We start from the raw sequence: 24,927 nt of genomic DNA, 5'->3' as shown, positions 1-24,927 counted from the left end.
GGAAGTGGCGAATCAGTGCATGAAGCTTTCCATGAAGTTCGCCAGGGAGCTGGCCAGGCGCCGTCGCCAGGGGGCACTGGCCGGGTTGGCGAGGGTCTGATCCTCGTGCACGAAACTCTGGATGATTGCGTTGTAGCCCAGCCAGCGGCAGGGTTCCGGTGGCCAACTGGCCAGGCTCGACACGGGACGGTTGTCGAGTACCCAAGGCTGCCCGGTCAATTGGTTGTGCTGGTTCTGGATCAGTGCTGCCAGCGTGCGCCCGGCCAGGTTGGTGGCGCCGACCCCTTCGCCGCCGTAGCCACCAGCCAGGGCAATGCCACGCTGGCGATCGCAGAGCATGTGCGGGCGGAAGCGCCTCGCCATGCCCAGGTTGCCACCCCAGGAATGGGTGATGCGCACGTGCTTGAGCTGCGGGAACAGTTCGCCGAACAGATAGCGGCGCAGCTCGATTTCCTGTTCGTCGAGGTTGAAGTTTTCCCGCAGGCGACCGCCGAAGCGGTAGCCGCCGCGGGCGCCGAACACCAGGCGGTTGTCGACGGTTCGCTGGCCATAGGTGACCTGGCGGCTGCTTTCGCTGAAGGCCTGGCCCTGGGTAAGCCCGATCTGCTCCCAGGTCGATTCGGGCAATGGTTCGGTGGCTACCAGCAGGCTCTGTACGGGCAGTTGATGCTTGCCCAGCGGCGGCAGGCTGGCGGCGTAGCCCTCGACGGCAGGCACTGTCCACTGGCAGCGGATGCGCGCTAGCGGCGAGCGCACTTCGCCAGGCTGCCAGTCAAGGGCGGGCGTGTTCTCGTAGATCGTCACGCCTAGCGCCTCAACTGCCCGAGCAAGGCCGCGGACCAACTTCGCCGGCTGGATGGTCGCGGTGTGCGGGCTGTAGATGGCGCCGTAGGCGTTACTCACGCGCAACTGGGCATCCAGCTGCTCGGGGCGTAGCCAGCGGTAGTCGTCTTCGGTCATGCCCTGGCGATAGAGGTCGTCGAGGTAGGCGCGCAGGCTGCGTTCTTGTTCCGGATAGCGGGCAGCACAGTACAGCACGCCGCCTTTGCGGTAGTCGCAGGCAATGGACTCGCGCTGCAGCACTGCCTGCACTTCATCGGGAATACCGTGCAACAGGTCGATGCTGGCGCGACGTTGTTGGGGCGACAGCGCTGCGAGCAGGCGGTCTTCACCCAGCAGATTGCCCATCAGCCAACCGCCGTTGCGCCCCGAGGCGCCGAAGCCGGCAATCTGGGCATCGATCACAGCGATGTTCAGGTGCGGTGCCTGGCGCTTGAGGTAATAGGCCGTCCACAGTCCGGTGTAGCCAGCGCCGATGATGCACACGTCGACTTCCAGATCCGCCTCCAGGGCCGGGCGCGGGCTCAGCGGCTCGTCGAGTTGGTCCATCCACAGGCTGAGTGTGCGCAGGGCTTGCATCGAGGGGTGGCTCCACATCCGTCAGGGTCTGTGGGCGATCCTAGTGGGGGCGGGCAGGGGCTGTCTTACGTGCGTGCACGCAGGGAAATTTGCCGCAGATAGGCCTTGGGGGTGAGCCCCGTGTGTTCGCGGAAGCACTTGTAGAACGCCGACAGGGAATTGAAGCCGGCATTGAACGCGAGGTCGTCGATCGGTGCCTCGACGCTGTCATCGTCGAGGCTGGCCAGCAAGTGCTGCAGGCGGGCCTGGTTGACGTAGCGGTAGAAGCTCTGGCCGAGCACCTGGTTGAGCAGGTAGGAAATCTGGTTGCGGCTGTAGCCGCTGGCATCGGCGACCTGTTGCAGGTCCAGCTCCGGATCGAGATAGGGGCGCTGGCGCTGGAAGTAGTGTTCCAGGTCCTGGGCCATGGTCGATAGCTGCCGGGGTGACAGGCCCAGGCGGCTGGTGGCAGGGCGTGGGCCGCTGTTGGCGCTGCCGGCGCCGTTGTTGCGAACCAGCGTGGCATATTCATTGACGCGCCAGATCAGGCCGTCCCTGACGGTGATCGCCTCGCTGGATTGGAACGCCACAAGGCCTTCGCCCCCCTGGACAGTTACCTGGTATTGGATGAATGCGGTGCAGCCGTCCACGCGGATGCGGTCGCTGTGGACGATGTCTTCGCCGGCCTCGTGGGGCAGGCAGGCGCGTACGTAGTCGCGCAGCTCGTGGTAGCCGAGCACGCGATTCTGGAAGAAGTCGTGGTACTGCACTTCGGGGTGATAGAGCGCGATCACGCCGTCGAGGTCGCGCTGCTTCCAGCACAGGTGGTAGCGCAGCACGGTGTCCGCCGTCAGCGGAGTCTGGTCGGGGCCGTCGGGTAGTAGTGGCGCGGTCATGGCTCGATAGTGCATTGCAGAACACCCCGGCGCAAGGGCGTGAATCCGGCATTTTGCACGGTTTCAACAAGCGGCGTTTACGCTAACTCGTTGTTTTATATGCATGTAATTTTTTGACACGGATGGCATGGGCGCTGCAACGGATCAAGTAACCTCACACAAGGAGAAAGGTTATGCGCTCGATACTGCTATGGATGATTGGCGTTCCGATTCCGGTGATCATTCTGATCTGGTTCTTCATGCATTGAGATCGTTGGGGCTGCTGCGCAGCCCATCGCGACACGAGGCCGCTCCCACAGCAATTGCCTATGACCTGTGGGAGCGGCCTTGCGTCGCGATAGGGGCGCACAGCGCCCCCTGGGATCTAGAGAAACTGCTCCGCGTAATGGCACGCCACCTGTCGCGTGCCCACCGGCCGGAACGCCGGTACTTCGCTGGCACAGCGTTCGGTGGCGTACGGGCAACGCTTGTGGAACGCACAACCATCCGGCGGATTCAGCGGGTTAGGTAACTCCCCAGCGATGCGTATCTTCGGTTTCATCGGGTCCGGATGGATCGCCGGCGTTGCCGAAAGCAAGGCCTGGGTATACGGATGCAGCGGCTTTTCGTAGATATCCTCTTTTGGCCCCATCTCCGCCGGACGCCCGAGATACATCACCAGCACTTGATCGGCCACGTGACGTACTACTGCCAGGTTGTGCGAGATGAACACGTAGGCGGTGTCGAATTCCTTCTGCAGGTCCATGAACAGGTTCAGCACCTGCGCCTGGATCGACACGTCCAACGCCGACGTCGGCTCATCCGCCACCAGCACCTTGGGCTGCAGCATCATCGCGCGGGCCAGGGCGATACGCTGGCGCTGACCGCCCGAGAACATGTGCGGGTAGCGCTGGTAATGCTCGGGGCGCAGACCGACCTGTTCCATCATTCGCTGAACTTTGTCGCGCCGTTCGGCCTTGCTCAGCGAGGTGTTTATCAGCAGCGGCTCGGCCAACTGGTCGCCGATCTTCTGCCGTGGGTTGAGCGAGGCGTAGGGGCTCTGGAAGACCATCTGCACGTCGCGTCGCAATTGCTTGCGGGCGGCCTTGCTGGCACCGGCCACCTCGGTACCGGCGATCTGCAGCGAACCGGAGGTGGGCGACTCGATCAAGGTCAGGGCACGTGCCAGGGTCGATTTGCCACAGCCGGACTCGCCGACCACGGCCAGGGTCTTGCCGGCCTCCAGTTCGAACGACACGCCATTGAGTGCGCGCACCAGGGCATGGCCCTTGAACAGCCCACGGGACACCTCGTAATGGCGGGTCAGCTCCCGCGCGGTGAGTACCACAGCCATCAGGCCACCTCCTGGTTCAGCGGGTAGAAGCAGCGTGCCAGGCTGTGGGCCTGGGGATCGAGGGCCGGACGTTGCTGCCGGCAGTCGTCCTGCACATAGGGGCAGCGCGGTGACAGCAGGCAGCCCTGCGGCCGGTCGTAGCGACCGGGAACGATGCCCGGCAGGGTGGCCAGGCGTTCGGCACCGATACTGTGCTCAGGGATCGCCGCCAGCAATGCCTCGCTGTACGGGTGCGCGGGAACGTCGAACAGCTCGGGCACCTGGCCCACCTCGACGGCCTGGCCGGCATACATCACGCACACGCGGCGGGCAGTCTCCGCGACCACGGCAAGGTCGTGGGTGATCAGGATCAGCGCCATGTTGCGCTCCTCCTGCAGGTGCACCAGCAGCTCCATGATCTGTGCCTGGATGGTCACGTCCAGGGCGGTGGTCGGCTCGTCGGCGATCAGCAGTTTCGGCTCGCCGGCAATCGCCATGGCAATCGCCACGCGCTGGCTCATGCCGCCTGAAAGCTGGTGCGGATAGGCGTCCAGACGGCTTTCCGGGGCTGGGATCTCGACCTTTTTCAGAAGCTCCAGGGCCCGTTGGCGGGCGGCTTTGCCCTTGAGCCCAAGGTGCTGGCGCAGCACTTCCTCGATCTGGAAGCCCACGGTATAGCTGGGGTTGAGCGCGGTCATCGGGTCCTGGAAGACCATGGCGATGTCCTTGCCGACGATCTTGCGCCGCTGCCGGGCGCTGAGCTTGAGCATGTCGGTGCCGGCAAAATCGAGGGCGTCTGCGCTGATGCGCCCGGGGGCCTCGATCAGGCCCATCAGGGCCATCATGGTCACCGACTTGCCCGAGCCGGACTCGCCGACGATGGCCAGGATCTCGCCGGCATCCACCGCCAGGTCGAGTCCGTCCACTACCGGCACGGCATCGGCGTCGCCGAAGCGCACGTTGAGGTTCTTGATCTGCAACAGTGACATGGCGTGCTCCTCAGGCGGCGTTCTTGAGTTTCGGGTCCAGCGCGTCGCGCAGGCCGTCGCCCATCAGGTTGATTGCCAACACGCTGAGCAGGATGGTCAGGCCCGGCAGGCTCACCACCCACCAGGCGCGCTCGATGTAGTCGCGCGCGGAGGCCAGCATGGTGCCCCACTCCGGCGTCGGCGGTTGCACGCCCAGGCCGAGGAAGCCCAGGGCTGCGGCGTCGAGAATGGCCGACGAGAAGCTCAGGGTGGCCTGCACGATCAGCGGCGCCATGCAGTTGGGCAGCACGGTCACGAACATCAACCGTGGCAGCCCGGCGCCGGCCAGCCGCGCGGCGGTGACGTAGTCGCGGTTGAGTTCGCCCATCACCGCGGCGCGGGTCAGGCGCACATAGGAGGGCAACGACACGATGGCGATGGCGATCACCGTGTTGATCAGGCCAGGGCCGAGGATGGCGACGATGGCCACCGCCAGCAGCAGCGACGGCAAGGCCAGCATCACGTCCATCAGGCGCATGATCGACGGGCCGAGCAGGCGCGGGAAGAAGCCGGCCAACAGGCCCAGGAGAATGCCGGGGATCAGCGACATCACCACCGACGACAGGCCGATCAGCAGCGACAGGCGCGCCCCGGTGATCAGGCGCGAGAGCAGGTCGCGGCCCAGCTCGTCGGTGCCCAGCACGAACTGCCAGCTGCCGCCTTCGAGCCACACGGGCGGGGTCAGTAGGAAGTCGCGGTATTGCTCGCTGGGGTCGTGCGGTGCCACCCACGGCGCGAAGAGTGCGCAGAACACCACCAGGCACATGAAGGCCAGGCCCAGCACCGCGCCCTTGTTGCGGGCGAAGGCTTGCCAGAACTCCTTGAACGGGGAGGGGTAGAGCAGGCTGGTGTCCACCGGCTGGGCCGGCGCGACGGTTTTTACGGTCGGACTGGTCATGGGAGGCCTCAGCGCTGATGACGGATGCGTGGGTTGGCCAAGCCGTAGAGGATGTCCACGACGAAGTTGACCAGGATGACCAGGCAGGCGATCAACAGGATGCCGTTCTGGACCACGGGGTAGTCACGGGCGCCGATGGCTTCGATCAGCCATTTGCCGACGCCCGGCCAGGAGAAGATGGTTTCGGTCAGCACCGCGCCGGCCAGCAGTGTGCCGACCTGCAGGCCGAACACCGTCAGCACCGGGATCAGCGCGTTGCGCAGGCCGTGCACGAACACCACGCGGGCTGGCGACAGGCCCTTGGCCCGCGCGGTGCGGATGTAATCCTCGCGCAGCACCTCGAGCATCGACGAGCGGGTCATGCGCGCGATCACCGCCAGGGGGATGGTACCCAGCACGATGGCGGGCAGGATCAGGTGCATGACCGCGTCCTTGAACGCGCCTTCCTCGTCGCTGAGCAAGGTGTCGATCAGCATGAAGCCGGTCGTTGGCTCGACGTCGTAGAGCAGGTCGATGCGCCCGGACACCGGTGTCCAGCCCAGGCTGACGGAGAAGAACATGATCAGGATCAGGCCCCACCAGAAAATCGGCATGGAGTAGCCGGCCAGCGAGATACCCATCACCCCATGGTCGAACAGCGAACCGCGCTTGAGCGCGGCGATCACCCCGGCCAGCACGCCGAAGGTGCCGGCGAACAGCAGGGCGGCGAGCGACAGTTCGAGGGTGGCCGGGAACAGCGTGAGGAACTCGGTCCATACGCTCTCGCGGGTACGCAGCGATTCGCCAAGGTCACCGTGGGCAAGCTTGCCGACGTAGTCCAGGTACTGGACCGGCAGCGGTTTGTTCAAGCCGAGGCGCTCCATGGCCTGGGCGTGCATCTCGGGATCCACCCTGCGCTCGCCCATCATCACTTCCACCGGGTCGCCGGGGATCAGGCGTATGAGCGCGAAGGTCAGCAAGGTGATACCGAAGAAGGTCGGTATCAGCAGGCCCAGGCGCCGGGCAATAAAACTCAACATTGTCGGGGTTACCTCAATCGGCCGGTCAGGCAGTGCCGCCAGTCCCCTCGTGGGTTGCCGGCGGTCGTTGTTGTTCTACTTCACCCGGGTGGTGGCGAAGTTGTTGTTGGTCAGGGGGCTGATCACGTAGCCCTCCACGTTGTCGCGCATGGCGGTGAACATCTTCGGATGGGCCATGCCGATCCAGGGTTGGTCGTCATCGTACACCTTCAATGCCTCGGCATAGAGCCTTGCGCGCTCGTCGTTGTCGATCACTGCGCGGGCGCGGGTGATCAGGTCCTGGAACTTCGAGTTGCACCAGCGTGCGTAGTTCTCGCCGGTTTTCGCCGCATCGCAGCTCAGCAGCGGGGTCAGGAAGTTGTCGGGGTCGCCGTTGTCGCTGGCCCAGCCACTGGATACCAGATCGGCCTCGCCGTTCTTGGCGCGGCGCAGCATCTCGGCCCATTCCATCACGCGGATGTCGAGGCGGATGCCGATCTTGGCAAGGTCCGCCTGGAGCATTTCCGCGGACAGGCGCGGGTTGGGGTTGGTCGGGCCACCGCCATTGCGGGTGAACAGGGTCAGCACCGTGCCCTCCGGCACCCCGGCCTGTTCGAGCAATGCACGTGCCTGTTCGAGGTCGCGTGGCGGGTTACGGTTCTCGGTGTTGAAGCCGATCATGCTCGGCGGATACGGGTTCACCGCCAGCAGTGCATTGCCCTTGCCGAACAGTTGGTCGACGTGGGTCTGGCGGTCGAACGCCAGGTTCAGTGCCCGGCGTACGCGCACGTCACCCAGGTAGCGATGCTGGGTGTTCATGGCGATGTAGCCGGTGACCAGCGCGGAGGTTTCGACGACCTTGAGCCTGGGGTCGGCCTTGATCGATGGCACGTCGCCGGGCTTGGGGTACAGCGCTACCTGGCACTCGCCGGCGCGCAGCTTTTGCAGGCGCACGTTGTTGTCGGTGGCGATGGCGAAGATCAGCGCATCGCTCGGTGGTTTGCCACGGAAGTAATCCGGGTTGGGCTTGTAGCGCACCTGGGCATCCTTGTTGTAGCGCTGGAAGATGAACGGCCCGGTGCCGATCGGCTTGCTGTTGAGGTCGCCGGTGTTTCCCGTCCTGAGCAACTGGTCGCCATACTCGGCAGAGTAGATCGACGTGAAGCCCATGGCCATGTCCCGCAGGAACGGGCCTTCCGGGCGGGTGAGGGTGATCACCACGGTGTATGCGTCGCGCTTGTCCACCGACTTGAGCAGTTGGCCGAAGGCCATGCTTTCGAAGTACGGGTAGCCGGCGCTGGTCTTGTCGTGCCACGGGTGGTTGGGGTCGAGCTGGCGGCGCAGGCTCCATAACACGTCGTCGGCATTGAAGTCGCGGGTCGGCGTGAAGTAGTCGGTGGTGTGGAATTTCACCCCTTGGCGCAGGTGGAAGGTGTAGGTCAGGCCGTCGTCGGATATGTCCCAGCGCTCGGCCAGGGCCGGCTCGATCTCGGTGGTCCCTGGCTTGAAGTCGACCAGGCGGTTGAACACCGCCTCGGCCGAGGCATCGGCGGTCACCGCAGTGGTGTACTGGACGATGTCGAAGCCTTCCGGGCTGGCTTCGGTACACACCACCAGCGGCTTGGCCGAGGTCTGCCCGGCGGCGCCAAGGATGAGCGCGGCGAGAAGGGCGCGCAATGCGGGTGAATTCATGAAACCTCCCAGTGAGCGTTGTTTCCAGCGTAGCTGCCAGGGCCCCGGATGGTGGCGGGCCCTGGCGCCAGCGATCAGAGGATGTCGAACGGTATGGTGGTGACGATGCGCAATTCGTCGAGACTGCCGTCGGCCTGGGCCTTGCTGGCCCGGTGCGCGGTGTAGGTGGCGCGGATGCTGGTGTCGCGCAGCGGGCCGCTCTGTACCGCGTAGCTGGTGCCGATGCCCCACTCGTAATGGCTCTCGCCGTCCAGGCCACGGACGTCGTAGGCCGTGCCGCGATAGTGAGTGCCGTCGATGCCCCAGCCGCGGGCGTTGTACAGGTTGAACTTCAGCCCCGGCACGCCATAGGGCGCCATGTTCAGGACGTAGGAGAGCTGCACGGATTTCTCGTTCGGGCCGTTGAAGTCCGATAGCAGTGAGTTGGCCAGGAAAATGCCGTTGGTTTCATGCAGGTAGTCGAAGTACTCGTTGCCGTCGACCTGCTGCCAGGCAGCGGTGAAGGTGTGCGCCTGGTGCGTCAGGCCGAGCGACAGGCTGTAGGTGTCGTTGTCGATCTGGCCCAGCTTGCGGCTGCCCTGGTCCACGGTCTTGTAGTAATTGAGGCCGGTGGTCAGGCTCAGTGCCGCGCTGTCGCCCAGCACGTGGCTGGCGCCGAAGTAGTACTGGTTCCAGAAGTCGTTGGCGCGGGTGGCGTAGAGGCTGGTGGTCAGGCTCTGCAGAGGCTGGTAGCTGACGCCGGCAGTGCTGGCGCGGTCGGTTTCCACGCCGGTGGCGCCGTATTCGCTGCGAAACTTGCTCAGGCTTTGTTCGGAACGCGGCGAGACGCGGTCGAAGGTGCCCAGGTCGAAGGACAGATTGTCGAATTCGGCGCTGTGCAGAAAGGCGCCCTGAAAGCTCGAGGGCAGGGCCCGGTTGCCGATTTCAGCGATCATCGGCGTGTCGACGGATTGCCGGCCGAGGGTCAGGGTGGTGTTGCCGATCCTGGCCTTGACGTTGCCCAGGCCCATCTTGCTCCACTGGTCCAGGGGCTCGCCGTCGCTGTGGGTGAGGGTGCGGTTGTTCGGCCCGGCCACGGCGGCGCGGCCCCGTTCCAGGGCGATGGCGTTGTAGCCGGCGGCTTCGACGGCAAAGCCTACGGTGCCCTGGGTGAACCCCGAGCGGTAGCGCAGGATGGTGCCCTGCAGCCAGTTGTCGCGGCTGTGGCTATCGTGCGGGCTGCCGTCGTGCTTGTAGTACCTGAACAGCGGCGCGCGGGTGGCGCGTTCGCGGGAATACCAGTTGCGCGTGCTGCCAGACAGGCTCTGGCCGTCGATGAATCCCTTGGCCTGGTCCTGCTCGCGGGTGGTTTTCAGGCTGAGCGGGAAGAAGTCCTGGCTTTGTGGCTCGGCCTGGGCCATGGCCGAGAGTGCACCGAGGGCCAGTGCAGTGAAGGTGAATGGTTTCAAGATGAAGCTCCCTTTCGTGCTTTCTAGTGTTCGCCGAGCCTTATGGCCGGCTGCGAGGTGACGCAGAGGCCGTGCGGGATCGCCGCATGGGCCTCTCGCCGGCCAGCCGGCTCCCACAGCCGTCGCCTCCGTGCGGGCAGTAGGGAGCCGGATTGCCGGCAACGGCTCGCCGACCCCGGTGCGCAAGGCACCGAAGCGGCAAGGTTTCAGGGTTGGGGAGGGCGGCGGGTTACTTGGCCACGCTGACGCCGTAGAACGAGTTCAGAGCGAAGGGACTGATCTTGAAGCCCTGCACCTTGACACTCATCGGCTGATAGACCGTGGAGTGGGCGATCGGCGTGATCGGCACCTGTTCCTTGAGGATGTGCTGGGCCTTCTGGTACAGCTCGGTACGCTTGGCCTGGTCGGAGGTAGCCTTGGCTTGCTTGATGAGGTCGTCGTAGGGCTTGTAGCACCACTTGGAGAAGTTGTTGCCGTCGATGGCATCGCAACCGTAGAGCGTGCCCAGCCAGTTGTCGGGGTCACCGTTGTCGCCACTCCAGCCGATCAGCATGGCGCCCTGCTCGCCACCTTTGGAACGTTTGATGTACTCGCCCCACTCATAGCTGACGATCTTCGCCTTGATGCCGATCTTGCTCCAGTCGGACTGGAGCATCTCGGCCATCAGCTTGGCGTTGGGGTTGTAGGGGCGCTGCACGGGCATGGCCCAGAGGGTGATCTCGGTACCCTCCTTGATGCCGGCTTCCTTGAGCAGTTGCTTGGCTTTTTCCGGATCGTAGGGCGCATCCTTGATGCTTGTGTCATAGGACCACTGGGTGGGTGGCATGGCGTTGACCGCCAACTGCCCCGCGCCCTGGTAGACCGACTCGATGATCTTCTTCTTGTCCACGGCCATGTCCAGTGCCTGGCGTACTTTCAACTCGGCCAGCGGGTTGGGCACGCTGCTGCCCTTGAGCTTGTCCATCACGTTATAGGCGATGTAGCCGAGGTTGAAGCCAGCCTGATCCGGCATCTGCAGGTTCTTGTCGGCCTTGAGCGGCTCGATGTCGGCCGGGCGTGGGAACAGGGTGATCTGGCACTCGTTCTTCTTCAGCTTCTGCATGCGCACCGAAGCGTCGGTGGTGATGGCGAAAATCAGGTTGTCGATCTTCACGTCGTCAGGCTGCCAGTAGTCCTTGTTGCCCTTGAAGCGGATCTGCGCGTCCTTCTGGTACTTGCTGAACACGAACGGGCCGGTGCCGATCGGCTTCTGGTTGATGTCGGCGGCCTTGCCCTGCTTGAGCAGTTGCTCGGCGTATTCGGCGGACTGGATCGAGGCGAAACTCATCGCCAGGTTCTGGATGAACGCGGCGTCGACCTGGTTGAGGGTGAAGCGCACGGTGTGCTCGTCGAGCTTCTCGATCTGGGCGATGTTCTGGTCCATGCCCATGTCGGTGAAGTAGGGGAACTCGGTGGGGTAGGCCTTGCGGAACGGGTGGTTCTTGTCACGCATGCGGTCGAAGGTGAAGAGCACGTCGTCGGCGTTGAATTCGCGGCTGGGCTTGAAATAGTCGGTGGTGTGGAACTTGACGCCCTCGCGCAGATGGAAGGTGTAGACCTTGCCGTCGTCGGACACCTCCCACTGGGTGGCCAGCCCTGGAATCACCCTGGTGCCGCCGCGCTCGAACTGGGTCAGGCGGTTGAACACGGTTTCGGCCGAGGCGTCGAAGTCGGTTCCGGTGGTGTACTGCCCTGGGTCGAAGCCTGCCGGGCTGCCTTCGGAGCAGAACACCAGGTTGGACGCCGCGAGGGCGGCTGGGGTCTGGGCGATCAGGCCTGCGCCGAGCAGGAACGGAATGACTGCATGTTTGAGCATGGTGGCCTCATTGTTGTCATTGTTGAATGCGAGGTGGCCTCGTGAGCCGACCTGCGGATCCTTATGCAGGGGGATGCCCCAATGCAATCCTCAGAAGGATAGTCGGCAGGTAAAAAGTAGGACGGACGTACATGGATGTCGCATCCATGTAATTTTTGCCGAAGTTGAACGTTTGCGTGGCAAAAATGCAGGAGTTTTCGGGATGTTTCTAATTGGGGTTTTCTGTAGGACGCAGCCGAATTGTGCGCCGGAAAGGTCTGAAATTGCCGCCCCCCTTAGGGTCGGGGGCGGCAGCAGTGATCAGGGCATCTGCACTTCGATCAAGCCGTCGGCGTTCATGCTGACTTCGCTGGTGCCGGCTTCGATGTCCGGCGCCGGGGCCGCTTCGTCGGCGACCATGGATTTCATGGCCATCGGTGCGCTGCGCAGGTAAGGGCGGGGGTAGCCGCTGCTGTTGAGGTTCAGGCTGACGATCTTGTAGCCCTTGCCACCCAGTGCTTCAGTGGCCAGTTGGGCGCGGGCCTTGAAGGCGTTGACCGCGTCCTTGAGCAGCGCGTCTTCGCTGGACTTGCGCGTGGCGGGGGCGATGGAGAAGTCCATGGCGCCCATCTTCAACTCCTGCAGCAGGTCGGCGGTCAGTTGCGAGAGCGCCGGGAAGTCCGCGCTTTCCAGGCGCAGCTCGGCGCGTTCGCGCCAGCCGGTGATCTTCTGGCCCTTGCTGTCATAGACCGGGTAGCTGTTGCGGCTGCCCTGGCTGAGCTTCACGTCCTTGACCTGGCGGGCCTGTTGCACCGCCTTGTTCATGGTTTCGGTGATCTGCTTGGCGAGCTTGCCTGGGTCGGCGTTCTGCGCTTCGCTGTAGAGGGTCACGACCATCAGGTCGCGGGCCACTTCCTTGCTCACTTCGGCGCGCAGGGATATCTGGTTGTAGCGCGGTTCGTCGGCCGCCAGGGCCGGCAGGCTGGCAAGCAGGCCGCAGGACAGGATCAGGGCGGCGCCGCGACGTGGGATTGGCATGTGTTACTCCTTGGCAATGAAGGGCGTGGTTCGAGGTCTTCCATTCCACGCATGGCCCATCAGACCGACACCCGTGTAGTGGGTTCAAAAGTGCCATCATGAACCTGTGACAAAGTGTGGCGCTTTGCCGCATCGCTGCAGCGATGCGCCCGGCTTCGGTATACTCCAGCCGATTTTCCTGGAGCACTCATCAGGAGAGCTCATGCTCGCTGCCGTACAACCGCTGTCCGCTACTCGCCAGAATCTCTGGCGCCTGACCGTCATCCGCGTGCTGGTACTGGCTGCCCAGGCCGGCTCCGTGGGCGTCGCCTACTGGACCGACCTGCTGCCGCTGCCATGGTTGTCGCTGGCCGCCACACTGGCGCTGTCGTCGATCCTCTGCGCCTTCACGGCCTTGCGCCTGCGCCTTTCGTTGCCGGTCACCGAGCTCGAATATGCCTTGCAGTTGGCCTGCGACCTGCTGATCCACAGCGCGTTGCTGTATTACTCCGGCGGCTCGACCAACCCGTTCGTATCCTACTATCTGGTGCCGCTGGCGATTGCCGCGGTGACCTTGCCCTGGCTGTATTCGCTGATACTGTCGGGCATCGCGCTGACGGCCTACAGCTTGTTGCTGGTGCAGTTCTACCCGCTCGAAGGGCTGCCGATGGCGCGGGACAAGATGCAGGTCTATGGCATGTGGCTGAGCATTGCCCTGGCCGCCGCGGTGATCACCTTCTTCGCCGCGCGCATGGCCGAGGAGTTGCGCCGCCAGGAGCAATTGCGTGCCGAGCGCCGTGAAGAAAGCCTGCGTGACGAGCAGTTGCTGGCGGTGGCTACCCAGGCCGCGGGGGCGGCGCACGAGCTGGGCACCCCACTGGCGACCATGAGCGTGCTGCTCAACGAGATGCGCCAGGATCACGCCGACCCGCAGTTGCAGGAAGACCTGGCGATCCTCCAGGACCAGGTCAAGCTGTGCAAGGAAACCCTCCAGCAGTTGGTGCGCGCCGCCGAGGCCAACCGCCGCCTGGACATCGGCGAGCAGGACGTCACCGCCTGGCTGGACGAGGCGCTGAACCGTTGGCACCTGATGCGCCCCGAGGCCAGCTACCGCTTCCAGCGTCTGCGTGACGGCCAGGTACCACGGCTGACGCCGCCGCCAGACCTGACCCAGGCCCTTTTGAACCTGTTGAACAACGCCGCCGATGCCTGCCCGGACGATCTCGAGGTGCGCCTGGACTGGGACGCCGAGGACATCCTGATCAGCATTCGCGACCATGGCCCGGGCGTGCCGCCGGCCATTGCCGAGGCCATCGGCAAACCCTTTATTACCACCAAAGGCAAGGGCTTCGGCCTGGGCCTTTTCTTGAGCAAGGCCAGCGTTACGCGTGCGGGCGGTTCGGTAAAACTCTATAGTCATGAACAGGGTGGCACCCTCACCGAACTGCGCCTGCCCTATGGCAAGCGAGGAGATGAATGATGAGTGACGAAAACCAGGTCGAAGGCGAAGAACTGCCGCACCTGCTGTTAGTGGACGACGATGCCACCTTCACCCGGGTGATGGCGCGCGCCATGAGCCGCCGCGGTTTCCGCGTGAGCACTGCCGGATCCGCCGAGGAAGGGCTGGAGCTGGCCCAGCAGGACCTGCCTGACTATGCGGCGCTGGACCTGAAGATGGAGGGCGACTCGGGCCTGGTGCTGCTGCCCAAGCTGCTGGAGCTGGATCCAGAGATGCGCGTGGTGATCCTGACGGGTTATTCGAGCATCGCCACGGCGGTCGAGGCGGTCAAGCGCGGGGCCTGCAACTACCTGTGCAAGCCGGCCGATGCCGACGATGTGCTGGCGGCGTTGCTGTCCGAGCACACCGACCTCGATACCCTGGTCCCCGAGAACCCGATGTCGGTCGACCGTTTGCAGTGGGAGCACATTCAGCGCGTGCTCAATGAGCACGAGGGCAATATCTCGGCCACCGCCCGGGCGCTGGGCATGCACCGCCGGACCTTGCAGCGCAAACTGCAGAAGCGGCCGGTTCGGCGCTGATCCGTTGCGGTCCATGCCGGCCTCTTCGCGGGTGAACCCGCTCCTACAGATGCTCTGCTGCTGATAACTGTGCAGCTCCTGTAGGAGCGGGTTTACCCGCGAAGAGGTCGGCACAGGCAAGATGCTTATTTTATCCCCCTAGATCCCCGCATTTCCTGACGCGTTGGCGTATCATCTGCCCCTTAAACGGCAACCCTTCCTCAGGACCGCTTGCGCATGCTCGCCCTTCTCATCCAGACGCTGAATATCACGGCGCCCGTCTTCGCCATGCTGTTCATGGGCATTCTGCTCAAACGCATTCACCTCATCGACGACAATTTCAACCGTGTCGCCTCGCAGCTGGTGTTCAACGTCTGCATGCCGGCGCTGCTGTTCCTCGGTATCTACCACGCCGACCTGGCTGCGGCAGTCAAACCGGGGGTAATCCTTTATTTCGTCGCCGCCACCCTGGTCGGCTTCGCAGTGGCCTGGGGCCTGGCGATCTGGCGTAGCCCGCTGGCCGACCGGGGCATCTACACCCAGGGAGCCTTTCGCGGCAACAATGGCGTGATCGGCCTGGCCCTGGCCGCCAGCCTCTATGGCGACTACGGCATTTCCCTGGGAGCAGTGCTCGCCGGCCTGGTCATCCTCATGTACAACTCGCTGTCGGCAGTGGTGCTGGCGGTGTACAGCCCGGACCTCAAGTCCGACCCGTGGAGCATCTGCAAGAGCATCTTCAGCAACCCGCTGATCATCAGCGTGCTGGTGGCGACGCCAATGGCCTACGGCCAGGTACCATTGCCCAACTGGCTGCTCACCTCGGGCGACTACCTGGCGCAGATGACCCTGCCGCTGGCGCTGATCTGCATCGGCGGCACCTTGTCGCTGACGGCGCTGCGCGACAGCGGCAAGCTGGCCATCGATGCCAGCCTGGTGAAGATGGTCTGGCTGCCGCTGATCGGCACGCTCGGCGCCTGGCTCTGCGGGTTCCGTGGTGCCGAGCTGGGCATCCTGTTCCTGTACATCGGCAGCCCCACCGCGGCTGCCAGCTACGTCATGGCCCGTGCGGCCAATGGCAACCACGAGCTGGCCGCGTCGATCATCGTGATCACTACATTGATGGCGGCGATCACCACCAACATCGGCATTTTCATCTTGCAGTGGGGCGGATGGATCTAGATCCTCGACTGCATACAACAGCAACAACACTGCCTCACTGAGCCAAAGGACACTTCATGCAAGACCAGAGCACGCCCGAGCAGTTGCAGCGCGGGCTGAAGAACCGTCATATCCAGCTGATCGCGCTGGGCGGTGCCATCGGCACCGGGTTGTTCCTGGGCATCGCCCAGACCATTCAGCTGGCCGGCCCGTCGGTTCTGCTGGGGTATGCCATCGCCGGCCTGATGGCCTTCCTGATCATGCGCCAACTGGGCGAGATGGTGGTCGAAGAGCCGGTTGCAGGCAGTTTCAGCCACTTCGCCCACCAGTACTGGAGCGAGTTCGCGGGGTTCGTCTCGGGCTGGAACTACTGGGTGGTGTACGTGCTCGTGGGCATGGCCGAGCTCACCGCCGTGGGTATCTACGTGCAGTACTGGTGGCCCGGCTTCCCGACCTGGGCCACGGCGGCGATCTTCTTCGTGATCATCAACCTGATCAACCTCACCCAGGTGAAGGTCTATGGCGAGATGGAGTTCTGGTTCGCCTTGATCAAGGTGGTGGCGATCGTCAGCATGATCGGCTTCGGCGCCTGGCTGCTGGGCAGTGGCCACGGTGGCCCGGATGCCAGCGTGGCCAACCTCTGGCAGCACGGTGGATTCTTCCCCAACGGCGTCGGTGGCCTGGTCATGGCCCTGGCGGTGATCATGTTCTCGTTCGGCGGCCTGGAGTTGGTCGGCATCACCGCGGCCGAGGCCGCCAACCCGCGGGCGAGCATTCCCAAGGCCACCAACCAGGTGGTGTACCGCATCCTGATCTTCTACATCGGCGCACTGGCGGTACTGCTGTCGCTGTACCCGTGGCAGAAGGTGGTGCAGGGCGGCAGCCCGTTCGTGATGATCTTCCACGAGCTGGACAGCGACCTGGTGGCGACCATTCTCAACGTGGTGGTGCTCACCGCCGCGCTGTCGGTGTACAACAGCTGCGTGTACGCCAACAGCCGCATGCTGTTCGGCCTTGCCAGCCAAGGTGATGCGCCGCGCCAGCTGCTCAAGGTGAGCCGCCGTGGCGTGCCGTTGACGGCCCTGGGGGTCTCGGCGTTCGCCACCGGGTTGTGCGTGCTGATCAACTACCTGCGGCCGGGTGAGGCGTTCGGCCTGTTGATGGCGCTGGCGGTGTCGGCGCTGGTGATCAACTGGGCGAGCATCAGCATCACCCATCTGAAGTTCCGCAAGGCCAAGTTGGCGGCGGGCATCACGCCGTTCTACAAGAGCCTGGGGCACCCGCTGACCAACTACCTGTGCCTGGCATTCATCGTATTGATCCTGGTGGTCATGTTCCTGACCCCGAGCGTGCGTATCTCGGTGCTGCTGATCCCGGCGTGGATCCTGGTGCTGTGGGTGGCGTTCTGCATCAAGAAGGCCCGGCAGGCCAGGTAATCGCGTTCAGTGCTGCCGTCGCCAGGCCCGCACCGTGGTGAACAGCAGCACCGCCCCGAGCACCGGCAGCACATAGAACAGCATCAGCCGTTCCAGGCGGCCGGCCAGCGGCATGCCCATGGTGAAGGCCGCCACGTGCAGGCCGTAGGCCAGGTACAGGCAGAGGAACACCAGGCCCTCGGCGCGGGTGATGCGGTAGCCGGAGTAGAACACCGGCAGGCTCAAGGCGGCGACGCCGAGCATCACCGGCAGGTCGAAGCCCAGGGCATTGGGTGAAATGCTCAACGGCTCGGGGGTGACCAGCGCGGTCAGCCCCAGCACCGCCAGCAGGTTGAACAGGTTGCTGCCAATCACCGTGCCCACGGCGATCTCCCGCTCGCCGCGCAGGGCGGCGACCAGCGCGGCGGCCAGTTCCGGCAGGGACGTGCAGACCGCGACCACTGTCAGGCCGATGATCCGCTCGGACAACCCCAGGTCGGTGGCCACCTCGACGGCGGCCTCCAGCAGCAAATGACCCGCCAGGCTCAGCATCGCCAGGCCGAAGGCAACCTGCAGCATCGTCACCGACCAGAAGCGGCCGGGTTTTACGGCGACCGGTGCCGGAGCCGGATAGGTGCGTGCATAGTGGCGCGACTGGTGCCATAGCATGGCCAGGTAGCCGACCAGGGCCAGCAACAGCAGCAGCCCTTCGACACGGCCCAGTTGGCCATTGGCGCAAAGCGCGTAGACCAGGCCGCTGGCGACGATCATCAAGGGAATGTCCAGGCGTACCAGCTGGCGGGATACCCGCAGTGGAATGATCAGCGCGGCCAGGCCGAGGATCACCAGCACGTTGAAGATGTTGCTGCCGATCACGCTGCCTACGGCAACGTCGGGCGCCCCCTGGTAGGCGGCCTGCAGGCTTACCGTGAGTTGTGGCGCGGTGCTGCCGAAAGCCACCAGGCTCAGGCCGATGATCAGCGGCCGAACGTGCAGGTGCTGGGCCAGGCGCAGGGCGACACGCACGAGCAGGTCGGCACCGCCGATCAGCAACACCAGTGCCACGCCCAGTTGCAGGAGGCTGAAGGTGGGGAGGGTGGCCAGGTCGAAAATGGTCGAGGCTCCTGTCAGGTCAGGTGTCAGCTTAGTCGCTCAGCCCTTGTACCCGGACTCGCGCGGTTCCGCTACGCAGCATGCCGATTTTTTCCGCTGCGGCGCGTGACAGGTCGATCAACCGCCCGCGCGTGTGCGGGCCACGGTCGTTGATGCGGACCACGACGCTGCGCTGGTTGGCGAGGTTGGTCACCAGCACCTTGCTGCCGAACGGCAGGCTGCGGTGGGCAGCGGTGAGGCCGTGCTGGTTGAAGGCTTCGCCGCTGGCGGTGCGTTTGCCGTGGTGACGCGAGCCGTAATACGAGGCGGTGCCGGTCTTGTCGTAACCGCTGGGGTCGATGTCTTGGCTGGCGCAGCCGGCCAGGAGGGAGAAGAGGGCCAGGGTGCCCAAGGATCTAATTAGCAAGATGGAAGCTCCGGTGCTGCCGTTGGGCGCGCTTGACGGCGAGCGGCCTTGTGTCGCGAAAGGGCCGCAGAGCGGCCCCAGGGTCAGATTACTGCTTGAACCGCTGGGGCTGCTCTTCGCAGCCCTTTCGCGACCTAAGGCCGCTCCTACAAAGCTCACCCTTCGAGCTTGGCCTTGAGCAATTGGTTCACCTGCCCCGGGTTGGCCTTGCCTTTGGACGCCTTCATCGCCTGGCCGACGAAGAAGCCGAACATCTTGCCACGCTTGGCCTCGTCGGCAGCGCGGTACTGTTCGACCTGCTCGGCGTTGGCGGCCAGCACTTCGTCGAGCATCTTGTCGATGGCACCGGTATCGGTAACCTGCTTGAGGCCTTTGCTTTCGATGATGCTGTCGGCATCGCCTTCACCGGCAGCCATGGCCTCGAACACGGTCTTGGCGATCTTGCCGCTGATGGTGTTGTCGCGGATGCGCAGCAGCATCCCGCCCAGATGCGCGGCGCTGACCGGTGCCTGGTCGATCTCGATACCCAGCTTGTTCAGCAGGCTGCCCAGTTCGACCATGACCCAGTTGGCGGCCAGCTTGGCGTCGCCGCCAATCTTCACCACTTCCTCGAAGTAATCCGCTTGTTCACGGCTGGAAGCCAGCACGTTGGCGTCGTAGGCCGACAGACCGTACTGGCTCTGGAAACGCTCGACCTTCTGCGGAGGCAGCTCCGGCAGGCCGGCGCGGACGGTTTCCAGGAAACTGTCCTCGATGACTACCGGCAGCAGGTCTGGATCGGGGAAGTAACGGTAGTCGTTGGCTTCCTCCTTGCTGCGCATCGAGCGGGTTTCGTCCTTGTTCGGGTCGTACAGGCGGGTTTCCTGCACCACCTTGCCGCCGTCTTCGATCAGGTCGATCTGGCGCTGGATCTCGCTGTTGATGGCGCGCTCGATGAAGCGGAACGAGTTGACGTTCTTGATCTCGCAGCGGGTGCCGAACTCGGCCTGGCCCTTCGGGCGGATCGACACGTTGCAGTCGCAACGCAGCGAGCCTTCGGCCATGTTGCCGTCGCAGATGCCCAGGTAGCGCACCAGGGCGTGGATCGCCTTGACGTAGGCCACCGCTTCCTTGGCGCTGCGCATATCAGGCTCGGAAACGATTTCCAGCAGCGGCGTGCCGGCGCGGTTCAGGTCGATGCCGGTGGAGCCGCTGAAGTCTTCGTGCAGGCTCTTGCCGGCGTCTTCTTCCAGGTGCGCACGGGTGACGCCGATACGCTTGATGGTGCCGTCTTCAAGGGCGATGTCCAGGTGGCCCTTGCCGACGATCGGCAGGTCCATCTGGCTGATCTGGTAGCCCTTGGGCAGATCGGGGTAGAAGTAGTTCTTGCGCGCGAACACGTTGCGCTTGCCGATCTCGGCATCGATCGCCAGGCCGAACATGCAGGCCATGCGCACGGCCTCCTGGTTCAGCACCGGCAGCACGCCCGGCATGCCGAGGTCGACCAGGCTGGCCTGGGTGTTCGGCTCGGAGCCGAAGGTGGTGGCGCTGCCGGAGAAGATCTTCGACTGGGTGGCCAGCTGGGTATGAATCTCCAGCCCGATCACAACTTCCCATTGCATGTGTGAATTCCTCAGAAGCCGTTAGGGGCGCGGGTGTGCCAGTCGGTGACTTGCTGGTAGCGGTGCGCGACGTTGAGCAGGCGGCCTTCCTGGAAGTACGGCGCCAGCAGCTGGACGCCGACCGGCAGGCCGTCGACGAAGCCGGCCGGCATCGACAGCCCGGGCAGGCCCGCCAGGTTGGCGGTGATGGTGTAGACGTCTTCGAGGTAGGCGGCGACCGGGTCGCTGCTCTTGGCGCCGAGCTTCCAGGCCGGGTTCGGCGTGGTCGGGCCGAGGATCAGGTCAACGTCTTCGAAGGCGGACATGAAGTCGTTCTTGATCAGGCGACGGATCTGCTGCGCCTTGACGTAGTAGGCGTCGTAGTAGCCGGCCGACAGGGCATAGGTGCCGACCATGATGCGGCGCTGCACCTCGGTGCCGAAGCCTTCGCCACGCGAGCGCTTGTACAGGTCGGTGAGGTCCTTGGGCTCTTCGCAGCGGTAGCCGAAGCGCACGCCGTCGAAACGCGACAGGTTCGAAGAAGCTTCTGCGGGGGCGATCACGTAGTACGCCGGGATGGCGTGCTGCATGTTCGGCAGGCTGATTTCCTTGACCACTGCGCCGAGCTTTTCCAGCTCCTTGACGCTGGCCTGGACCAGTTCGGCGATGCGCGGATCGAGGCCGGCGCCGAAGTATTCCTTCGGCAGGCCGATACGCAGGCCCTGCAGCGAGCCGTTGAGCCCGGCGCTGTAGTCCGGCACCGGTTCGTCGATGCTGGTGGAGTCCTTGGCGTCGAAGCCGGCCATGCCTTGCAGCAACAGGGCGCAGTCTTCGGCAGTGCGCGCCAGCGGGCCACCCTGGTCGAGGCTCGAGGCATAGGCGATCATGCCCCAGCGCGACACCCGACCGTAGGTCGGCTTGAGGCCGGTGAGGTTGGTCAGTGCCGCTGGCTGGCGGATCGAGCCGCCGGTGTCGGTGCCGGTGGTGGCCGGCAGCAGGCGCGCGGCGACCGCGGCGGCCGAGCCACCGGACGAGCCGCCGGGGACGTGCTCGAGGCTCCATGGATTCTTCACCGCGCCGTAGTGGCTGGATTCGTTGGCCGAACCCATGGCGAACTCGTCCATGTTGGTCTTGCCCAGCGTGACCATGCCGGCTTCGGCCAGCTTGGCGACCACGGTGGCGTCATAGGGCGCCTTGAAGTTGTCGAGCATCTTCGAGCCGCAGCTGGTGCGTACGCCGAGGGTGCAGAACAGGTCCTTGTGGGCGATGGGGGCGCCAAGCAGCGCACCGGCCTCGCCAGCGGCGCGACGGGCGTCGGCGGCACGGGCCTGGCCCAGGGCCAGTTCCTCGGTGACGCTGATGAAGCTGTTGATCTGCGGGTCGAGTTGCTTGACGCGCGCCAGCAGGGCGGTGGTCAGCTCTTCGGAGGAAAACGACTTGTCGGCGAGTCCGCGGGCGATCTCGGCCAGGGTCAGTTGATGCATGGCAGGCTCTATCCCTTACTCGATGACTTTGGGAACCAGGTACAGACCGCTTTCGGTCGAAGGTGCGATGGCCTGGTAGGCGTCGCGCTGGTTGTGTTCGGTGACCTGGTCGGGACGCAGGCGCTGGCTCGCTTCCAGTGGGTGGGCCAGTGGCTCGATGCCAGTGGTGTCGACCGCTTGCATCTGGTCGACCAGGCCGAGAATGCTGTTCAGTGCATCGGTAATGCGTGGAAGTTCGCCTTCATTCAGGCCCAGACGGGCCAGATGGGCGATCTTTTCCACGTCGCAGCGTTCAAGCGCCATGGTGATCTCCGGGGGAAACAAAGAACGGAATAAGGGTCCGTGATGAGGAACATGCCGGCATTTTGGCGGTCATACGGCCGCGATCATCTGTCGGCGTGCTCGGAAAAACAGCCAATTTAACATATTGGCTCCTTGCCCAAAATCCCTGCCATTGTTAGAGTTTGCCGCACTTTTTTACCCACGCTTTCCCCAGGGTCACTTTCCCATGTTCAAGAAACTGCGTGGCATGTTTTCCAGCGATCTCTCCATCGACCTGGGTACTGCCAACACCCTTATTTACGTGCGTGAGCGCGGTATCGTCCTGAATGAGCCCTCGGTTGTTGCCATCCGTACCCACGGCAACCAGAAAAGCGTCGTGGCCGTCGGTACCGAAGCCAAGCGCATGCTGGGCCGTACGCCTGGCAACATCGCTGCCATTCGTCCGATGAAGGACGGCGTCATCGCCGACTTCAGCGTTTGTGAAAAAATGTTGCAGTACTTCATCAACAAGGTTCACGAGAACAGTTTCCTGCAGCCCAGCCCACGCGTGCTGATCTGCGTGCCGTGCAAGTCGACCCAGGTCGAGCGCCGCGCCATTCGTGAATCGGCCCTCGGTGCCGGTGCCCGTGAAGTGTTCCTGATCGAAGAGCCAATGGCCGCTGCGATCGGTGCCGGCCTGCCGGTCGAAGAGGCTCGCGGCTCGATGGTCGTCGATATCGGTGGCGGTACCACCGAGATCGCCCTGATCTCGCTGAACGGCGTGGTCTATGCCGAATCCGTCCGCGTCGGCGGCGACCGCTTCGACGAAGCCATCGTCACCTACGTGCGCCGCAACTACGGCAGCCTGATCGGCGAATCCACCGCCGAGCGCATCAAGCAGGAAATCGGCACTGCCTATCCAGGTGGCGAAGTCCGTGAAGTCGACGTGCGCGGCCGTAACCTGGCCGAAGGCGTACCGCGCGCCTTCACCCTGAACTCCAACGAGGTGCTCGAGGCCCTGCAGGAATCGCTGGCGACCATCGTCCAGGCGGTCAAGAGCGCCCTGGAGCAATCGCCACCGGAGCTGGCCTCCGACATCGCCGAGCGTGGCCTGGTGCTGACCGGTGGTGGCGCCTTGCTGCGTGACCTGGACAAACTGCTGGCCCAGGAAACCGGCCTGCCGGTCATCGTCGCCGAAGACCCGCTGACCTGCGTCGCCCGTGGCGGCGGTCGCGCCCTGGAGATGATGGACAAGCACGCGATGGACCTGCTCTCCAGCGAGTGATCCCGCTCGCTGTACCCGAGCGCCCGGTTTACAGGTAGCACGCACAGTGCTACCTGTATGCGTTGGGCAGGCGCATGTCGTGCGCCGTTTCCGTCAACCCGCAACCAGGCTGGTGCGTTGTCCCATGTCCAATGACTTCCTGAGTCGTCCACGAGGAACGGCCCATTAAACCGCTTTTCTCCAAGGGCCCCTCGCTGGGCGTGCGCCTGCTCGTACTGGTGGTGCTGTCCGTCGCGCTGATGGTGGTCGACGCGCGCTTTGCCGTGCTCAAGCCGGTGCGCAGCCAGATGGGCCTGGTGTTGATGGAGTCGTACTGGATCACCGACCTGCCGCAGCGTCTGTGGCAAGGCGTGGCTGGCCAGTTTGGCAGCCGCACCGAGTTGATTGCCGAGAACGAGAAGCTCAAGACCGAGGCCCTGCTGCTGCAGGGGCGCCTGCAGAAGCTGGCGGCCCTGACCGAGCAGAACGTGCGCCTGCGCGAGCTGCTCAATTCGTCGGCACTGGTCAACGAAAAGGTCGAGGTAGCCGAACTGATCGGCGTCGATCCCAATCCGTTCACCCATCGCATCCTGATCAACAAGGGCGAACGAGATGGCGTGTTCCTCGGCCAGCCGGTACTCGATGCCCGCGGCCTGATGGGCCAGGTGGTCGAGCTGATGCCCTACACCTCGCGGGTGCTGCTGCTCACCGACACTACCCACAGCATTCCGGTGCAGGTCAACCGTAACGGCTTGCGGGCGATCGCCAGTGGCACCGGCAACCCCGAGCGCCTCGAATTGCGCCATGTGGCCGACACCGCCGACATCAAGGAAGGCGACCTGCTGGTCAGCTCCGGCATGGGCCAGCGTTTCCCCGCAGGCTATCCGGTGGCAACGGTCAACGAAGTCATCCACGATTCCGGCCAGCCGTTCGCCATCGTGCGTGCTATCCCCACTGCCGCCCTCAATCGCAGCCGCTACATGCTGCTGGTGTTCAGTGATCGGCGCACGCCAGAGCAGCGCGCCACCGATGCGGCCATCGCCCAGGAAGAAGCCGACCGCAAAGGCGCGGCCACTCCGGCCCAGCCGGCGACCGAAGCCGCAGCGCCGGGGGCGGGCACGCCTGCCGCTCCTGCAACGGCTGCGCCTGCACCTGCCGCTGAGCCTGCGGCTCCGGCGCCAGCCGCGGCGACGCCGACCCAACCCCGGAGACAATGATGGCCGCTTCGCGACGCAACCACGGCTGGGTGATCTGGCTGACCTTCGCCATCGGCCTGCTGCTCAGCGTGTCGCCCATGCCGCAGTTCATGGAAGTGTTCCGGCCCATGTGGCTGGCCCTGCTGGTGTCGTTCTGGACCTTGGCGGTACCGAACAAGGTCGGCATGACCACGGCCTTCGTCCTCGGCCTGGCCGAGGACGTGCTGTATGGCACGCTGCTCGGGCAGAACGCCCTGATCCTCACCCTGATCACCTTCCTGGTGCTGTCCCTGCAACAGCGCCTGCGCATGTTCCCCATGTGGCAGCAGAGCCTGGTGATCCTGGTCATCTTCGGCATCGCCCAGCTCATCCAATTGTGGCTCAGCGCGCTGACCGGAAACCGCCTGCCGACCCTGGCACTGGTCTGGTCGGCGGTCATCAGTGCCTTGCTCTGGCCGTGGATCAGCTTCGCCCTGCGCGACCTGCGCCGGCGCCTGCACATCAACTGAC

General features: G+C 64.4%; 22 protein-coding genes. 7 read left to right on the top strand and 15 right to left on the bottom strand.

Features of this window, described 5'->3' with window-relative positions; translation table 11 throughout:
- Positions 1-12: 12 nt before the first annotated feature.
- The 10 genes from E6B08_RS25500 to E6B08_RS25455 all read right to left on the bottom strand — a co-directional run bounded on the left by E6B08_RS25500 (position 13) and on the right by E6B08_RS25455 (position 12,542).
- Entirely contained in the window at positions 13-1,419 is a 1,407-nt protein-coding gene (locus E6B08_RS25500) for an NAD(P)/FAD-dependent oxidoreductase (RefSeq protein WP_136916506.1), read from the bottom strand.
- A gap of 65 nt (positions 1,420-1,484) precedes the next feature.
- The gene (locus E6B08_RS25495; RefSeq protein WP_136917489.1) at positions 1,485-2,294 is read right to left on the bottom strand and encodes an AraC family transcriptional regulator; all 810 of its coding nucleotides are present in this window, start codon (positions 2,292-2,294) and stop codon (positions 1,485-1,487) included.
- Positions 2,295-2,658: 364 nt separating this feature from the next.
- The gene (locus tag E6B08_RS25490) at positions 2,659-3,627 is read right to left on the bottom strand and encodes a peptide ABC transporter ATP-binding protein (protein WP_136916505.1); all 969 of its coding nucleotides are present in this window, start codon (positions 3,625-3,627) and stop codon (positions 2,659-2,661) included.
- Complete coding sequence (locus E6B08_RS25485; RefSeq protein ID WP_136916504.1) at positions 3,627-4,595, bottom strand: ABC transporter ATP-binding protein; 969 nt, start codon at positions 4,593-4,595, stop codon at positions 3,627-3,629. Before E6B08_RS25485 ends, E6B08_RS25490 begins: the two co-directional genes overlap by 1 nt.
- A 10-nt stretch (positions 4,596-4,605) precedes the next feature.
- Entirely contained in the window at positions 4,606-5,532 is a 927-nt protein-coding gene (locus E6B08_RS25480) for an ABC transporter permease subunit (protein WP_136916503.1), read from the bottom strand.
- An 8-nt stretch (positions 5,533-5,540) separates the two neighbouring features.
- On the bottom strand, positions 5,541-6,551 hold the full coding sequence (locus tag E6B08_RS25475; RefSeq protein WP_136916502.1) for an ABC transporter permease subunit: 1,011 nt from the start codon (positions 6,549-6,551) through the stop codon (positions 5,541-5,543).
- Between the two features lie 75 nt (positions 6,552-6,626).
- Positions 6,627-8,222 carry an ABC transporter substrate-binding protein gene (locus tag E6B08_RS25470; protein WP_136916501.1) on the bottom strand — a complete coding sequence of 532 codons (1,596 nt, stop codon included), beginning with the start codon at positions 8,220-8,222 and terminating at the stop codon, positions 6,627-6,629.
- A gap of 74 nt (positions 8,223-8,296) precedes the next feature.
- Positions 8,297-9,670 carry an OprD family porin gene (locus tag E6B08_RS25465; RefSeq protein ID WP_136916500.1) on the bottom strand — a complete coding sequence of 458 codons (1,374 nt, stop codon included), beginning with the start codon at positions 9,668-9,670 and terminating at the stop codon, positions 8,297-8,299.
- Between the two features lie 229 nt (positions 9,671-9,899).
- The gene (locus E6B08_RS25460) at positions 9,900-11,525 is read right to left on the bottom strand and encodes an ABC transporter substrate-binding protein (protein ID WP_136916499.1); all 1,626 of its coding nucleotides are present in this window, start codon (positions 11,523-11,525) and stop codon (positions 9,900-9,902) included.
- Positions 11,526-11,825: 300 nt separating this feature from the next.
- Entirely contained in the window at positions 11,826-12,542 is a 717-nt protein-coding gene (locus tag E6B08_RS25455) for an SIMPL domain-containing protein (RefSeq protein WP_136916498.1), read from the bottom strand.
- Positions 12,543-12,744: 202 nt separating this feature from the next.
- Between E6B08_RS25455 and E6B08_RS25450 the strand changes: the two genes are divergently transcribed.
- From E6B08_RS25450 to E6B08_RS25435, 4 genes are all read left to right on the top strand, one after another.
- Positions 12,745-14,001, top strand: a complete 1,257-nt coding sequence (locus tag E6B08_RS25450) for an ATP-binding protein (protein ID WP_136916497.1) — start codon at positions 12,745-12,747, stop codon at positions 13,999-14,001.
- Entirely contained in the window at positions 14,001-14,561 is a 561-nt protein-coding gene (locus E6B08_RS25445; RefSeq protein ID WP_136916496.1) for a response regulator transcription factor, read from the top strand. Before E6B08_RS25450 ends, E6B08_RS25445 begins: the two co-directional genes overlap by 1 nt.
- Before the next feature lie 216 nt (positions 14,562-14,777).
- A complete protein-coding gene (locus E6B08_RS25440; protein ID WP_136916495.1) occupies positions 14,778-15,719 on the top strand; it encodes an AEC family transporter in 942 nt (313 codons plus the stop codon).
- A gap of 56 nt (positions 15,720-15,775) precedes the next feature.
- Positions 15,776-17,134: an amino acid permease gene (locus E6B08_RS25435; protein WP_136916494.1), complete on the top strand. Its 1,359-nt coding sequence runs from the start codon at positions 15,776-15,778 to the stop codon at positions 17,132-17,134.
- A 6-nt stretch (positions 17,135-17,140) separates the two neighbouring features.
- On the opposite strand, the gene E6B08_RS25430 is transcribed toward E6B08_RS25435, so the two are convergent.
- The 5 genes from E6B08_RS25430 to gatC form a co-directional block, all read right to left on the bottom strand.
- Positions 17,141-18,184 (bottom strand): calcium/sodium antiporter, encoded by a 1,044-nt coding sequence (locus tag E6B08_RS25430; RefSeq protein WP_136916493.1) that lies wholly within the window; start codon positions 18,182-18,184, stop codon positions 17,141-17,143.
- 73 nt (positions 18,185-18,257) lie between these two features.
- Positions 18,258-18,632 carry a septal ring lytic transglycosylase RlpA family protein gene (locus tag E6B08_RS25425; protein ID WP_136916492.1) on the bottom strand — a complete coding sequence of 125 codons (375 nt, stop codon included), beginning with the start codon at positions 18,630-18,632 and terminating at the stop codon, positions 18,258-18,260.
- 155 nt (positions 18,633-18,787) lie between these two features.
- Positions 18,788-20,233, bottom strand: a complete 1,446-nt coding sequence (gatB, locus tag E6B08_RS25420) for an Asp-tRNA(Asn)/Glu-tRNA(Gln) amidotransferase subunit GatB (protein ID WP_136916491.1) — start codon at positions 20,231-20,233, stop codon at positions 18,788-18,790.
- 11 nt (positions 20,234-20,244) lie between these two features.
- On the bottom strand, positions 20,245-21,696 hold the full coding sequence (gene gatA, locus E6B08_RS25415; protein WP_136916490.1) for an Asp-tRNA(Asn)/Glu-tRNA(Gln) amidotransferase subunit GatA: 1,452 nt from the start codon (positions 21,694-21,696) through the stop codon (positions 20,245-20,247).
- Between the two features lie 15 nt (positions 21,697-21,711).
- Positions 21,712-21,999 carry an Asp-tRNA(Asn)/Glu-tRNA(Gln) amidotransferase subunit GatC gene (gene gatC / locus E6B08_RS25410; RefSeq protein ID WP_136916489.1) on the bottom strand — a complete coding sequence of 96 codons (288 nt, stop codon included), beginning with the start codon at positions 21,997-21,999 and terminating at the stop codon, positions 21,712-21,714.
- A 205-nt stretch (positions 22,000-22,204) separates the two neighbouring features.
- Between gatC and mreB the strand changes: the two genes are divergently transcribed.
- The 3 genes from mreB (at position 22,205) to mreD (ending at position 24,926) form a co-directional block, all read left to right on the top strand.
- Complete coding sequence (gene mreB, locus E6B08_RS25405; protein WP_003255163.1) at positions 22,205-23,242, top strand: rod shape-determining protein MreB; 1,038 nt, start codon at positions 22,205-22,207, stop codon at positions 23,240-23,242.
- 164 nt (positions 23,243-23,406) lie between these two features.
- Positions 23,407-24,438 (top strand): rod shape-determining protein MreC, encoded by a 1,032-nt coding sequence (mreC, locus tag E6B08_RS25400; protein WP_136916488.1) that lies wholly within the window; start codon positions 23,407-23,409, stop codon positions 24,436-24,438.
- A complete protein-coding gene (mreD, locus tag E6B08_RS25395) occupies positions 24,438-24,926 on the top strand; it encodes a rod shape-determining protein MreD (protein ID WP_136916487.1) in 489 nt (162 codons plus the stop codon). Before mreC ends, mreD begins: the two co-directional genes overlap by 1 nt.
- The last annotated feature ends 1 nt before the right edge of the window (position 24,927 follow it).

Source organism: Pseudomonas putida (genome assembly GCF_005080685.1).
Taxonomy (GTDB): domain Bacteria; phylum Pseudomonadota; class Gammaproteobacteria; order Pseudomonadales; family Pseudomonadaceae; genus Aquipseudomonas; species Aquipseudomonas putida_V.
Note: the sequence above shows the minus strand (reverse complement) of the source record. Positions and strands in the feature narration are given on the sequence as shown.

Bases quoted from the DNA above. Each gene is read 5' to 3' on its own strand.
- E6B08_RS25480 (WP_136916503.1), bottom strand. From the start codon at position 5,532: ATGACCAGTCCGACCGTAAAAACCGTCGCGCCGGCCCAGCCGGTGGAC.
- gatB (WP_136916491.1), bottom strand. From the start codon at position 20,233: ATGCAATGGGAAGTTGTGATCGGGCTGGAGATTCATACCCAGCTGGCC.
- mreB (WP_003255163.1), top strand. From the start codon at position 22,205: ATGTTCAAGAAACTGCGTGGCATGTTTTCCAGCGATCTCTCCATCGAC.
- E6B08_RS25475 (WP_136916502.1), bottom strand. From the start codon at position 6,551: ATGTTGAGTTTTATTGCCCGGCGCCTGGGCCTGCTGATACCGACCTTC.
- gatC (WP_136916489.1), bottom strand. From the start codon at position 21,999: ATGGCGCTTGAACGCTGCGACGTGGAAAAGATCGCCCATCTGGCCCGT.
- E6B08_RS25450 (WP_136916497.1), top strand. From the start codon at position 12,745: ATGCTCGCTGCCGTACAACCGCTGTCCGCTACTCGCCAGAATCTCTGG.
- E6B08_RS25495 (WP_136917489.1), bottom strand. From the start codon at position 2,294: ATGACCGCGCCACTACTACCCGACGGCCCCGACCAGACTCCGCTGACG.
- gatA (WP_136916490.1), bottom strand. From the start codon at position 21,696: ATGCATCAACTGACCCTGGCCGAGATCGCCCGCGGACTCGCCGACAAG.
- E6B08_RS25470 (WP_136916501.1), bottom strand. From the start codon at position 8,222: ATGAATTCACCCGCATTGCGCGCCCTTCTCGCCGCGCTCATCCTTGGC.
- E6B08_RS25460 (WP_136916499.1), bottom strand. From the start codon at position 11,525: ATGCTCAAACATGCAGTCATTCCGTTCCTGCTCGGCGCAGGCCTGATC.
- E6B08_RS25440 (WP_136916495.1), top strand. From the start codon at position 14,778: ATGCTCGCCCTTCTCATCCAGACGCTGAATATCACGGCGCCCGTCTTC.
- E6B08_RS25490 (WP_136916505.1), bottom strand. From the start codon at position 3,627: ATGGCTGTGGTACTCACCGCGCGGGAGCTGACCCGCCATTACGAGGTG.
- mreD (WP_136916487.1), top strand. From the start codon at position 24,438: ATGGCCGCTTCGCGACGCAACCACGGCTGGGTGATCTGGCTGACCTTC.
- E6B08_RS25435 (WP_136916494.1), top strand. From the start codon at position 15,776: ATGCAAGACCAGAGCACGCCCGAGCAGTTGCAGCGCGGGCTGAAGAAC.
- E6B08_RS25500 (WP_136916506.1), bottom strand. From the start codon at position 1,419: ATGCAAGCCCTGCGCACACTCAGCCTGTGGATGGACCAACTCGACGAG.
- E6B08_RS25455 (WP_136916498.1), bottom strand. From the start codon at position 12,542: ATGCCAATCCCACGTCGCGGCGCCGCCCTGATCCTGTCCTGCGGCCTG.
- E6B08_RS25445 (WP_136916496.1), top strand. From the start codon at position 14,001: ATGAGTGACGAAAACCAGGTCGAAGGCGAAGAACTGCCGCACCTGCTG.
- E6B08_RS25485 (WP_136916504.1), bottom strand. From the start codon at position 4,595: ATGTCACTGTTGCAGATCAAGAACCTCAACGTGCGCTTCGGCGACGCC.